Source organism: Xanthomonas hydrangeae, from assembly GCF_032697525.1.
GTDB lineage: Bacteria > Pseudomonadota > Gammaproteobacteria > Xanthomonadales > Xanthomonadaceae > Xanthomonas > Xanthomonas hydrangeae.
In genome coordinates this window covers 4976251-4988720 of sequence record NZ_CP103836.1, presented here as the reverse complement: position 1 = coordinate 4988720, position 12470 = coordinate 4976251, and the positions used below count along the sequence as shown (strand labels likewise).

Annotated in this window: 10 protein-coding genes, 1 tRNA gene and 1 other RNA gene; 4 read left to right on the top strand and 8 right to left on the bottom strand. The window is 65.5% G+C overall.

Annotated elements, in window-relative coordinates; translation table 11 throughout:
• Positions 1–3 precede the first annotated feature (3 nt).
• Positions 4–336, top strand: coding sequence for a hypothetical protein (locus NYR97_RS21095; protein ID WP_205394822.1), 333 nt, complete (start codon positions 4–6; stop codon positions 334–336).
• 206 nt (positions 337–542) lie between these two features.
• Here NYR97_RS21095 and NYR97_RS21090 read toward each other — a convergent pair whose 3' ends face one another.
• Positions 543–887: a DUF3301 domain-containing protein gene (locus NYR97_RS21090; protein WP_316695600.1), complete on the bottom strand. Its 345-nt coding sequence runs from the start codon at positions 885–887 to the stop codon at positions 543–545.
• Between the two features lie 269 nt (positions 888–1156).
• On the opposite strand from NYR97_RS21090, the gene NYR97_RS21085 reads away from it, so the two are divergent.
• Complete coding sequence (locus NYR97_RS21085) at positions 1157–5644, top strand: DEAD/DEAH box helicase (protein ID WP_316695599.1); 4488 nt, start codon at positions 1157–1159, stop codon at positions 5642–5644.
• Here the strand turns inward: NYR97_RS21085 and NYR97_RS21080 are convergent.
• Positions 5584–6204: a DNA-3-methyladenine glycosylase gene (locus NYR97_RS21080; RefSeq protein ID WP_316695598.1), complete on the bottom strand. Its 621-nt coding sequence runs from the start codon at positions 6202–6204 to the stop codon at positions 5584–5586. The genes NYR97_RS21085 and NYR97_RS21080 overlap by 61 nt on opposite strands.
• Positions 6205–6504: 300 nt before the next feature.
• Between NYR97_RS21080 and NYR97_RS21075 the strand changes: the two genes are divergently transcribed.
• Together NYR97_RS21075 and NYR97_RS21070 are read left to right on the top strand one after the other, a co-directional pair.
• The gene (locus NYR97_RS21075) at positions 6505–8163 is read left to right on the top strand and encodes a methyl-accepting chemotaxis protein (protein ID WP_210763315.1); all 1659 of its coding nucleotides are present in this window, start codon (positions 6505–6507) and stop codon (positions 8161–8163) included.
• 11 nt (positions 8164–8174) lie between these two features.
• The gene (locus NYR97_RS21070; protein ID WP_210763316.1) at positions 8175–8684 is read left to right on the top strand and encodes a chemotaxis protein CheW; all 510 of its coding nucleotides are present in this window, start codon (positions 8175–8177) and stop codon (positions 8682–8684) included.
• Between the two features lie 50 nt (positions 8685–8734).
• Here NYR97_RS21070 and NYR97_RS21065 read toward each other — a convergent pair whose 3' ends face one another.
• The 6 genes from NYR97_RS21065 to rnd form a co-directional block, all read right to left on the bottom strand.
• Positions 8735–9820: a sensor domain-containing diguanylate cyclase gene (locus NYR97_RS21065; protein WP_316695594.1), complete on the bottom strand. Its 1086-nt coding sequence runs from the start codon at positions 9818–9820 to the stop codon at positions 8735–8737.
• 185 nt (positions 9821–10005) lie between these two features.
• Positions 10006–10081, bottom strand: a non-coding RNA gene (locus tag NYR97_RS21060) — sX9 sRNA.
• A 99-nt stretch (positions 10082–10180) separates the two neighbouring features.
• Complete coding sequence (locus NYR97_RS21055) at positions 10181–10357, bottom strand: hypothetical protein (protein WP_006453239.1); 177 nt, start codon at positions 10355–10357, stop codon at positions 10181–10183.
• A 198-nt stretch (positions 10358–10555) separates the two neighbouring features.
• A tRNA-Ala gene (locus tag NYR97_RS21050) sits at positions 10556–10631 on the bottom strand.
• A 105-nt stretch (positions 10632–10736) separates the two neighbouring features.
• Positions 10737–11138 carry an H-NS family nucleoid-associated regulatory protein gene (locus NYR97_RS21045; protein WP_205394511.1) on the bottom strand — a complete coding sequence of 134 codons (402 nt, stop codon included), beginning with the start codon at positions 11136–11138 and terminating at the stop codon, positions 10737–10739.
• Positions 11139–11374: 236 nt separating this feature from the next.
• On the bottom strand, positions 11375–12469 hold the full coding sequence (gene rnd, locus NYR97_RS21040; protein WP_316695591.1) for a ribonuclease D: 1095 nt from the start codon (positions 12467–12469) through the stop codon (positions 11375–11377).
• Position 12470 lies beyond the last annotated feature (1 nt).

The window sequence follows — 12470 nt, the reverse complement described above, 5'->3', positions numbered from 1 at the left end:
CCGATGCAGGTGGAGCGCGTTCGTCATGTCGATTGCGGCGAGCAGGATGCGTCCGGCATGTACGACTACTATTACGAATACGACATCTATCGCTTCATTGATGCTGCGGTGTCCCTTGTTGCGCGCAGCTACACCGACACGCCCGCTGAAGTGCATTTTCTCAATGTCGAGGTAGCCGGCAAGTCGCGGCCATTGCAACCTGCCGATCTTGCTCGTCCGCTATGCGAACGCGCGCAGGCGTATTTGCGTCGGGAAGGCAAACTTGAAATACGCTGGCTGAGCGGCAGGGGCAATGGCTACGAGCCGGTGCCCTTGGATTCCGCGCTGGAGCGGTAAGCTGGTTCGATGTATGTGGAGTGCCTGCCAAGCGCATCGCGTCCGTTACCGCCAACCGCATGCATCCACGCTCAGCTCAGCGTGGGGCTCCGTGGCGGGACCCGGCCGATCGGCTACCGGTGCGCGATCGGTTCCTGCAGTCACGTGATCGCTGTCAGGCTCAGGCCTCAGGACGTGAGCGCGACACGCTTTGCCGGCACACTCTGTCATTCCAGTTGCTGCTGATCCGGATGCAGCGCCCGCACGGTTGCCACCTGCGGCCCGGTGAAGGCGATCAACTGGTCGCCACGAAGCACCAGCTTGCCGCTGTGGCGATCTGCGCCGTCGTAGGAATACTCAAAGCGAAATGTCCGCTCGAAGCCCAGCCAGCCGTTGGGCTTGCGGCAGATACGGATGTTGGTGGAATGCACGCTCTGGTCCAGCCACTGCACGTCGGCCGCGCGGCAGGCATTGCGGCCGAGGATGTCGGCGCGTTCGGCAGCGGCACGCGAGGAGTTCCAGAACGCGTACAGCGCGGCACCGGCAATCATGAGAAGAATTAGGCTGGGCATGGGCGCCAATGTGCCACGCCATGCGCCCGATCGACAATCGTCGTGCCGGGCCGCAGCGTTGCGTTAGCCGCTGGCAAGACATCCTGCGTCAGCCGCAGTACCTGACGATCACGCAGGCAGCGTTTTCGCTATAGCGCGCTAAACCATTCACTGCCATCGCTGTGGCTAGCTTGCGTCGGCCACCAGACACCCCCATCCATTGAGTTCCCGCCGAGTTGAATCCGCACACCGCTCGCCCTAACGTGGCGCGACGGTTCGGGGCATCGCCTATGCATCCTGTTCTGCAGCAGTTCCATCCTGTCGTGGCCGCATGGTTCGCGCAGACCTTTGCTGCGCCCACGCCGGCGCAGATTGCCGCGTGGCCGGCGATCCAGGCCGGGCGGCACACGCTGGTGGCTGCGCCGACCGGGTCGGGCAAGACGCTGACCGCGTTCTTTGCCGCCATCGATGCGCTGATCCGCGATGGTCTGGCCAACGGCGGCGCATTGCCGGACGAAACACGCGTGGTCTACGTGTCGCCGCTGAAGGCGCTATCCAACGACATCCATCTCAATCTGGACGCCCCGCTGCAAGGTATCCGCACGGCCCTGCGCGCAGCCGATTTGCCGGATGTGGCAGTGCGCACGGCGGTACGCACCGGCGACACACCGCAGCGTGAGCGGGCCAAACTGCGGCGCGTGCCGCCACATATTCTGGTGACCACGCCGGAGTCCTTGTATGTACTGCTGGGCTCGGCCTCCGGGCGCAACGCGCTGCGGCACGTGCGCACCGTCATCGTCGATGAAATCCATGCGGTGGCGGCGGACAAACGCGGTAGCCATCTGAGCCTGACGCTGGAGCGTCTGCAACGATTGGCCGAGCGCCCGATCACCCGCATCGGGCTGTCGGCCACGCAAAAGCCGATTGAAACTGTCGCGCAATTTCTGGTCGGCGTCGGCGACGCCGGCCAACTTCCACCGCAGTGCGAGATCGTGGATATCGGCTACACCCGCACGCGCGATCTCGCGCTGGCCTTGCCGCCGACGCCGCTGAGCGTGGTGATGTCCAACGACCAGTGGCTGCAGGTATACGCCGAGGTGGCCGCGCTTGCGCAGCAACATCGCACCACGCTGGTGTTCGTCAATACCCGGCGCATGGCCGAGCGGGCCGCGCGCCATCTGGGCGATCTGCTCGGCAAACAGCGCGTGGCGGCACATCACGGCAGCCTGTCGCGCGAGACGCGCCTGCTGGCCGAGCAGCGCCTAAAGGCTGGCGAATTGACCGTGCTGGTAGCCACCGCATCGCTGGAACTCGGGCTGGATATCGGCGATGTCGATCTGGTCTGCCAGCTCGGCTCGCCGCGTTCGATCGCCACGTTCCTGCAACGTGCCGGACGCGCCGGGCATGCGGTCGGCGGCACACCGAAGGCGCGGCTGTTTCCGCAGACCCGCGACGAGTTGGTCGAATGCGCCGCACTGCTGGACAGCGTGCGCCGCGGCGAGCTGGACGCGCTACGGATTCCGCTCGCGCCGATCGATGTGCTTGCACAACAACTCGTGGCCGAGGCCGCCTGCGAGGACTGGGATGAAGATGCGCTGTTCGCGCTGGTGCGCCGCGCGTGGCCATTCACTCGGCTGAGCCGGGAGACGTTCGATCGCGTGGTCGGCATGTTGTGCGATGGCTTCAGTACCCGGCTCGGGCCGCGTGCGGGGTATCTGCATCGCGATGCGGTGCACCGCCGCCTGCATGCACGCCGTGGTGCGCGCATGACCGCGTTGACCTCCGGCGGCACCATCCCCGAGACCGGCGACTGCAGCGTGGTACTGGAGCCGCAGGCGGAAAAGATCGGCACGGTGAACGAGGATTTCGCGGTCGAAAGCCTGACCGGCGATGTGTTTCAGCTCGGCAATGCCAGCTACCGCATCCTGCGTGTGGATGCGGGCCGCGTGCGGGTGGAAGATGCCAAGGGCGCGCCGCCGAACATTCCGTTCTGGCTGGGCGAGGCGCCGGGCCGCAGCGATGAATTGTCGGCGGCGGTGTCGCGGTTGCGTGGCGAGATCGCCACGCGGCTCGACAGCGCACGCCTCGACGGTATGCCCCTCGATGCCACGCTCCTCAACAGCATGCCTCTCAACAGCACGCCTCTCAACAGCGCACCCCTCAGCAGCGCACCACATCAGTCCGCCTGCGATTGGCTCTGCAGCGAGTTGGGTCTGGCCGCAGAAGCCGCGCGCCAACTGGTGGACTATCTCGCGCACGCCTGCGCGGCGCTGGGCACCATGCCGACTCAGCAGTGTCTGGTGATGGAGCGCTTCTTCGATGCCAGCGGCGGCACCCAGCTGGTGATCCATTCGCCGTATGGCAGCCGCATCAATCGCGCGTGGGGGCTGGCGTTGCGCAAGCGGTTTTGTCGCACCTTCAATTTCGAATTGCAGGCGGCGGCAACCGAAGATGCGATCGTGCTGTCGCTGTCCACCAGTCATAGTTTTGCATTGGAGGAGGTGGCCCGTTATCTGCACTCGTCATCGGCCGAGCATGTGCTGATCCAAGCGGTGCTGGATGCGCCGCTGTTCGGCGTGCGCTGGCGCTGGAATGCGACCAATGCGATGGCGTTGCCGCGCTTCACTGGCGGCAACAAGGTGGCGCCGCAGTTGCAACGGATGAAGTCCGAAGATCTGCTGGCGAGCGTGTTCCCCGATCAGGTCGCCTGCGCGGAGAATCTGGTCGGCGAGCGCCAGGTGCCGGACCATCCGTTGGTGACGCAGACGCTGCAGGATTGCCTGCATCAGGCGATGGACATCGAAGGCTGGTTGCAGGTGCTGCGTGGGCTGGAATCCGGTGCGATCACGGTGGTGGCGCGCGATCTGGCCGCGCCATCGCCGCTGGCGGCCGAAGCCTTGAACGCGCGTCCGTACGCGTTTCTGGACGACGCGCCGTTGGAAGAGCGCCGCACCCAGGCGGTGCAAAACCGCCGCTACACGCCGCAGACCAGCGACGATCTGGGCCGGCTCGATCCCGATGCCATCGCCTCGGTGCGCGAGCAGGGCTGGCCGCAGCCACGCGATGCCGAAGAAATGCACGAAGCGCTGGTCGGGCTTGGCGTATTGCCCGTGGACGAAGCCGCCGATGTGCAATGGCAGGCCTGGTTGGCTGCACTGGCTGCCGATGGTCGTGCCAGTTGTCTCGAATTGAACGGTGCGCCCGCGCTATGGATCAGCGCCGAACGCATCGACTGGTTCACACCGCTGTATCCAGATGCGTCGCCACAACCACCGTTGCAGGTGCCGGCCGATTGCCGTGTCGCCGAGTGGGAACACGACTGGGCCGTGCGCGAACTGCTGCGCGGGCGCCTGTCTGCGATCGGCCCGGCGCAGGTGCCGGCATTGGCGGGCGCACTGCATTTGCCGCAGGCCGAGATCGTGCTCGCGCTGGCGGCATTGCAGCGCGAGGGCTATGTCATGGCCGGGCAGTTCAGTGCGCAGGCGCAGTCGGAGGAATGGTGCGAACGCCATCTGTTGGCGCGCATCCATCGCTACACCCTGGGGCGATTGCGCCGCGAGATCGAACCGGTGTCGCAACGCGATTACGCGCGCTTTCTGTTCGAGTGGCAGCACCTCGACAGCGTCAGTCGTGTGGCCGGGCCGGATGCATTGGCCGGTGTTGTCGGGCAGCTGGAAGGCTTCGAAGCGCCCGCGCTGCTGTGGGAGAGTGAGCTGCTACCTGCGCGCGTACGCGACTACCAACCGGCGTGGCTGGACGAGTTGTGCACGGCCGGGCGCACCGTGTGGGCACGCTTGCGCCCCGGCGGTGGCCGCAGCGGTGCCGCGTTGCGCGCAACGCCGATCGTGTTATTGCCGCGTCGCGAAGCGCAGCGCTGGAGCAGCCTGGCACGCGGCGTCGATGACACACCCCTGGGCTCGCGCGCGCAGCGCGTGGCAGAGGTGTTGCAGCAGCAAGGCGCGTTGTTCTTCGATGAGATCGCCGATGCCGCCCGCTTGATGAGCACCGAGCTGGAAGACGCGTTGAGCGAGCTGGTGATGCGTGGCCGCGCGCATTGCGACAGTTACGCCGGGCTGCGTGCGCTGCTGGTACCGGCCTCGAAGCGGCCGAGCGCGCTGTCGCGCCAACGTCGCCGTGCCAGTGCGCTGGGCATTCGCGATGCCGGTCGTTGGGCGCCGGTGCGGACGCTGCCGGAATTGCCGTTGGCCGAAGCCGGCGAGCGGCATCAGGAGACCCTCGAACACGTTGCGCGCACGCTGCTGCGTCGTTATGGCGTGGTGTGTTGGCGGTTGCTCGAACGCGAGGCCGCATGGCTACCGCCGTGGCGCGAATTGCTGCGCATGTATCAACGGCTGGAAGCGCGCGGCGAGATCCGGGGTGGTCGCTTTATCGCGGGCCTGTCCGGCGAACAATTCGCGTTGCCGGACGCAATTGCCGCGTTGCGCCGGGTGCGTGCGCAGCCGCTGCAAGGGCAGTGGGTGTGCGTGAGTGCGAGCGACCCCAGCAATCTGCTCGGCAGTCTTCTGCCGGGCGAGCGCATCGCACGTGTGCCGGGCAATCGCGTCGCTTATCTCGATGGCCTGCCGGTGGCGGTGTGGGCGGCAGATCGCTTCCAGCCGCTGCAGGAACTCACCGCTGAGCAAGCCGAACAGGCACTGCGCTTGCTGCAACGTGGCCCAGGTGCCGCCGAGCAGACGCCGATGGAGCAGTGGCTGGCTCAGTCACCCGGCAGCACCGCGCGCGCGCCGGTCGCCCGTGGCAGCGGACGCGACAGATAACGGCTATCGGGCACCACCCAGCGCCACCGCGCATCCATCGCCTTACGGATGCCGATGCGCGGCGTTGCCAGCGACTCTGACGGCGGTTGCAAGCCGTCGTCCTCGATCCACAGGCGTGCGCTGGCGTCGGTCAGATCCAGCCCATTGTCCGTTGCGCTCACGCCGAATGCCTGGGCCAGGCGACCGGGCCCGGTGGTCAAGGTCTTGAGCGGGGCGGCGCTGCGCGCGGCCTGCATGGAGGCGATTCCGGCCAGGGGCTCGAGCGCGCGGATCAGCACCGCATGCCCGGGCGCACCGCCGCACACCGCGTTGATCGCCCAATGCATGCCGTAGATGAAATACACATACAGATGCCCGGGCGCGCCGAACATCACCTGCGTGCGTGGGGTCATGCCGCGAAACGAATGCGCGGCCGGATCTTCGCTGCCGCAGTACGCCTCGACCTCGGTGATGCGGCCGCGGCGCCCATCCGCGCTGACCAGCACCTTGTTGAGCAATCGCGGCGCGACATGGCGGGCATCGTGCGCATAGAAGCTGCGTGGAAGTGGCTGTGGCGACATGCGCCAAGCCTAACCGCGCGTTCGTGATGTCCCTGCGGACTGTCCCGGACAAAGAACGAATCCAGGGTAGGAATTTTCCGAATGCCGGGCCTTGCTAGCGCATGACCGGTCACAAAAGCGCATATCCAATGACGTGAATGCGCATTCAGTTGCGGTTTTCATCTCAAGCGCGTTTTGGCGTCGCCGATAGCCATTAGCGATTGGTTAGACAAGCCGCATCGCAGTGAGCGGCCCGCATCACGCCACCGGGCGACCCTGCACTGCAGGTCGCACACGCACCATCCTTATGAGAACTCCCCAATGTTAGGCAACTTCAGAATCGGAACCAGGCTGATCGTGGCGTTCCTGATCGTCTCGGCGATCGGCGCATGCATCGGGTGGGTGGGCTATTCCAACTCCGGTCGTATCAGCGACCTGTCGACCTCGCTGTACGAGCGCGAGCTGCTGGGCTTGTCAAACGTCAAAGAGGCCAACATCAACCTCATCTACGCCGGCCGCGCACGCGCCAATCTGCTGCTGGCCAGCAGCGCCGAAGAGCGTCAGTCGCACGTGCAGAACATCGACAAGTACACCGCCAAGGTGGTCGATTACATGACGCGCGCGCGCTCCAGTTTCCAGACCGAGGAAGGCAGGAACAAGCTGGCGCAGTTCGATCGCGCCTGGCAGAAATACCTGGAAGAGCGCGGCCGCTTCATCGATGCGGCCAACCGCGAAGCCTTGCGCGACGCCAACCCGGAACTGGCCGAGCTGTCGCGTGCGGTGCGTGCCAGCTCGGATGAGGTCGATACCTTGATGACCGATCTGAGCGGCCTGCGCGAGCGCAGCGCCGCCTCGGCCAATGCCGAAGCCGGCAGCATCCACGCGCGCAGCTCTCAGTTGCTGATCGCCATCATCTGTGGCGGCGTGCTGCTCGGCGCGATTCTCGGCGTGGTGATCAGCCGTAGCGTCACCGGCCCGATCCGCCGTGCAGTGGCGGTGGCCAACGGGCTGTCAGAAGGCGACCTGACCATGCGCATCGATGTGCACGGCCGTGACGAGACCGCGCAGTTGCTCGAAGCGATGCGCACGATGGTGCAGAAGCTGTCGCAGGTGGTCGGCGAGGTCAACACCAGTGCCGAGACCCTGGCCAGCGCGTCGGAAGAAGTCAGCGCCACCGCGCAGAGCCTGTCGCAGGCCGCCAGCGAACAGGCGGCCGGTGTGGAAGAGACCAGCGCCTCGCTGGAACAGATGACCGCATCGATCAGCCAGAACACTGAAAATGCCCGCATCACCGACGGCATGGCCACGCAGGCCGCCAAGGAAACCATCGAAGGCGGCGAAGCGGTGGTCGCCACCACCCAGGCGATGAAGCAGATCGCGCAGAAGATCGGCATCATCGACGACATTGCGTACCAGACCAATCTGCTCGCGCTCAATGCGGCGATCGAGGCGGCGCGCGCCGGCGAGCATGGCAAGGGCTTTGCGGTGGTCGCCGCCGAGGTGCGCAAGCTGGCCGAACGCAGCCAGGTGGCCGCGCAGGAGATCGGCGAGGTGGCCAGTTCCAGCGTCGAACTGGCCGATCGTGCCGGCCGTCTGCTCGACACCATCGTGCCCAGCATCAAGCGCACCTCGGATTTGGTGCAGGAGATTTCCGCCGCTTCCGAAGAGCAATCCTCCGGCGTCAGTCAGATCAACTCGGCGGTGGTGCAGCTCAGTCAGACCACCCAGCAGAACGCCAGCGCGTCCGAAGAACTGGCCGCCACTGCCGAAGAGATGAGCGCGCAGGCCGAACAACTGCAGCAGAGCATGGCGTTCTTCCGCCTGGGCGGGCAGGGGCCTGCGAGTACGCCGCCCAAGCGTGGCAAGGCGGTCGCCGCACGTCCGGCACGCGCCGCAGCTGCACGTGGTTGGCGCAGCACTGCAGCGCCTGCCTACGCCATGTCCGAGGGCCCGGACGAAGGCCAGTTCGCCCGCTTCTGAGAGACCGATCGATGACTGCACAGACCCCCGATGTGATGCCTGGCGACGCCGATGCGGCGGCCCAGTACCTGACCTTTCAACTGGATGGCGAAACCTTTGCGATCAGCATTCTTGGCATTCGCGAAATCATCCAGTACCGCGCCCCCACGCCGGTGCCGTCGATGCCGGCCTGCGTGCGCGGGGTGATCAATCTGCGCGGTGCGGTGGTGCCGGTGGTGGATCTGCAGTCGCGGCTGGGGCGTGCCGACAGCGCGATCGGTAAACGCAGCTGCATCGTGATCCTGGCCACCGAACAGGCGCAGGGACCGCAGGTGATCGGGGTGCTGGTCGATGCGGTCAACGCGGTGATCGAACTGGCCGATCAGGACATCGAAGCGGCGCCCTCATTCGGCACGCATATCCGCCGCGACCTGCTGCGCGGCATGGGCAAGGTGGGCGAGCGCTTTGTGGTGTTGCTGGAGATGGAGCAGGTGCTGCATGTCGAGGAGATTGCCGGCACTGCCGATGCACTGGCCGCCTGAGCTGCAGCCTTGTCAGACGCCTGAACCAGGCATCTGGCGAGCGCTACCAATCAATCCTGCAGGTACCAACCAGCGAAGCGATGCACGCGGTTGCGCCCGCTGCGTACCGCGATCTGCAATGCATGCCGCGCGCGCGCCAGTAAGGCGTTGGTGTCGTGCAAATCGCAGGCGGGTGCATCCACCAGCCCGATGCTGACCGTCAACGGAGCATTCGGCCAGGTGGTCGTTTCGATTGCCGCGCGGATCCGTTCGGCGGTTTCCACAGCGACCTGCGCCGACGTCGACTGCAATGCCACACACAGCTGATCCGAATTCAATCGGGCCACACTTGCGGTAGGCGGCAGCTGTGCTTCGATGATTCTTGCGGCCTTGACCAGTGTTGCATCCGCCGCAGCCGCGCCGGCCTGCAATTTCTGCCGTTTGAAACCATCCAGATCGATCAGCAGAAAGCCGAGCGATGGCTCAGGCGAAGCACTCGGCGTGTCTGCAAGCGCGTGCACTGCGCGCTCCAGACCGGCGCGATTCCACAAGCCGGTGAGCTCGTCGCGCAGCGCGTCCAGCTCGACCAGCTTGGCTGCGTGGCGCAACTCGATGGTAGTGACGACTTGCCGCGCCAGCGCCTTCAGTGCGTCGCGTTCGGCCACCGACAGGCGCCGCGGCGTGCGATCCAGCACGCATAGCGTCCCCAGCGCGATACCGTCGGAGGTCAGCAGCGGGGCACCTGCATAGAAGCGGATCTGCGGTTCGCCGGTGACCAGTGCATTGTCGACAAAACGCGCGTCCAGATGGGTGTCGCCGACTTCCATCACCTGATCGGGTTCGAGAATGGCGTGCGCGCAGAACGACAGATCGCGCGGCGTTTCGCGCGGCTGCATGCCGATCCTGGATTTGAACCACTGGCGTTGCGTGTCGATCAGCGAAATCAGCGCCATCGGCGTCCGGCACACTGCCGCAGCGATCGCAGTGAATTCGTCGTAGCTGGGCTCGGGCGCGGTATCCAGGATCTGGTAATCGTGCAGCGCGGCCAGGCGATCGTCTTCATTGGCCGGCATGCGCGCGCCGAAGGTCGCATTGATGCCGCCGGGCAACAGTGTCGCGTGGATCAGGCTCAACGCGGGCGCGTCGGGATTCTGCATGCAAAGGACCACCGGAACAGGGCGCCGTCAGGCGATGAAAGACAAGGTGGGAGCGCGGCGATGGCTGGTACGACCGAGCCATCGCCTGACTGTTGGAACCAGCGCGCCAGCCACCCTGGCGGCGAGCGCGTGCCTAGATCTTGCCACAGGAGCCACTGCACGTACGCATCGCGCCATTTTAGAGCGGCTAACAAAACGGAGCGAGCGGTCGTCAGGTAGGCGTGGACGGCGCGCAGGAGCCGGAGTGTACGAGTGGTACATGCCGATTCCGAGCACCGACCGCGCGCGCCTGGCGGCCGCACAATAGTTTTGCTAGCCGCTCTTAGTCCCGGCTGACTGCGTGCGGACATCGCAGTGGCATCACTCGCCCTGACCGGCGTTGCCGTGCGGACGGCGGTTGTTTTCTTTGTCTATCTGCAAGTCCTTCTGGCCCGGGCGCTGCTTGGCCGCCTCATCGTGCTGACGGTCCTGCTGGCTTTCGGCAGCGCCATGCTGATTCTCTGTGACGTTGTCGGGCTGTTTCTGCTCGTTGCTCATGGCGTGCGTGTCCAGGGTGAATGAAGAAACGGACGTTAGCGCGCGCGGTGTGATCCTGGCGGCATGGTTGCGTTGTCACGGCTGCGCACGCTCAAAAGTCCAGCTCGACGCCGAGTGAGTAACCCGAATGCCGCCAAGCCCGCGACAAACAAAAAATCCCCGGCAACCAGTGGTTCCCGAGGATTCTTTGAAAAACAATGGTGGAGCGGAAGGGGATCGAACCCTCGACCTTCGCGATGCGAACGCGACGCTCTCCCAGCTGAGCTACCGCCCCACGTGCTTTGGATTCTAACCATATGCCGCGCGGTTCGCCAAGCGCTGGCTTGCGGTGTCGGACCGCACCGTCAAGGATGCGATCCGGATCAATGACGCGCTGCAATCACTCGCCGATCAGCGGGAACTTGAGGTCCGGGTTCTTGGCCTTCCATTCCTTGTACGACACCGAGCCTTCCCATGCAGCAAAGGCCTTGGGGGTGCGGCCGCGTCCGGACCAGGTTTCGCCGGTGTGTGGCAGTTCGTACTTCGGCTTGACTTCGCTACGGCCGCTCTTGACCACTTCCTTGCGTGCGGTGCTGGTGCCCAGGTAGCCGGCGATATCGTTGCGCTGCTTGGTGTTGAAGTGGCCGGCGAACTGTTCGAGCAGCGAGACGATGGTGGCATGTGCAGAAGATGCCTCGCTGGCGCGCTCGGTCTTTTCCTGTTCTTCCAGCTTCTGCAGTTCCTCCAGCAGCTTGGCTTTGGCTTGTGCGATGGAATCCAGTTTCGAAGTGGTATTGCTCACAGAGGTATGGCCTCGGAATAAAAGTAGTGGAGACGCCGCCCGGAGGGCGCGCGTCATTATGGCATGCGGCCCGGGGGCGGCCGCTGCGTGTTCGGGGCTCGCACATGCCGTGAAAAAGCCTGTCACGGGGCCTGTGTGGCCGGTTTTTTCGGTGGGGTCACGGGGGCTGCCCAGCGTCTGGATGTGCAGCAAACCCGGCCGTTACGATACAGCAGCGGGCAGCGCGATGATTGCGATCACTGCGCGGTGGCGTCATCCAGCAGCGGCAGCACTTGCGCCTCCAGCACCTCGCGGCGCCATTGGCCGAGCGGGGCAGGCCAGCTGTGTTGTTCGATCAGGCTCTCCAGATGTCGACGCGAGGCCAGGATGCCGTCCGGCAGGCCCAGTTCGCGGCTGCGCTGGGCCACCGCGTCCTGCAGGCGCTTGAGCACGGCCTTGCTGCCGTCGGTGGCCGCCTGCGCCAGCGGCGCGTGGTCTTCGTCCGGCAGCGGTGTGTTGAGCGCGTCCCACACTGCGGCGGCGAGTTTGCGCGGCGCCTTGGGAAACTTGTCGAACTGGCGCAGCAGTGCATCCAAATCGTCGGGCGGAAAACGCGCCAGCTGGCTGGCCAGTTCGTTGTCCAGGATCCAGCTGCGCGGGCGGTCGCTCTGACGCGCCTGCAGGTCGCGCCAGCGCAGCAGCCGCAGCAACCGACGCTGCGCGGCAGGTTCCAAGAATTGCGCAGTGCGCAGGCTCACATGCGGCCAACGCTCGCCATCGTCGTGCTCCACCGTGGCGAGCAGGCGCTCGGCATCTTCGGCCAGCCAGCCCAGGCGGTCCTGCTCGGTCAGACGGCGGCTGAGTTCGTCATGGATTGCAAACAGATAGCGCACATCGTCGGCGGCGTATTCCAGCTGTGCGGGCGAGAGCGGGCGGCGCATCCAGTCCGAGCGCGTCTCGCCCTTGGTCAGCAAGGTGCCGGTCACTTCCTGCACCAGCTTCTGATAGCCCATGCCACCGCCGACACCGGCCAGCGCAGCGGCGATCTGGGTATCGAACAACGGCCGCGGCAACACCCCGCAGGCGCATTTGAAGGTGACCAGATCTTCGCTGGCGCTGTGCATCACCTTGACGATATCGGTGGCGGTCAACCACTCCCCGAGCGCCGCGTTCATGCCCGGAATCAGCGGGTCGATCAGCAGGATCTCCTCGCCGATGGCCATCTGCACCAGCGCCAGTTGCGGCCAGTAGGTGCGTTCGCGAATGAATTCGGTGTCCAGGCCAATGCGGGACGGACGCGCTGCGTGCAGGCGTTGCGTCAGCTCGGAGGGGTGGGTGATCCAATGGGGCACG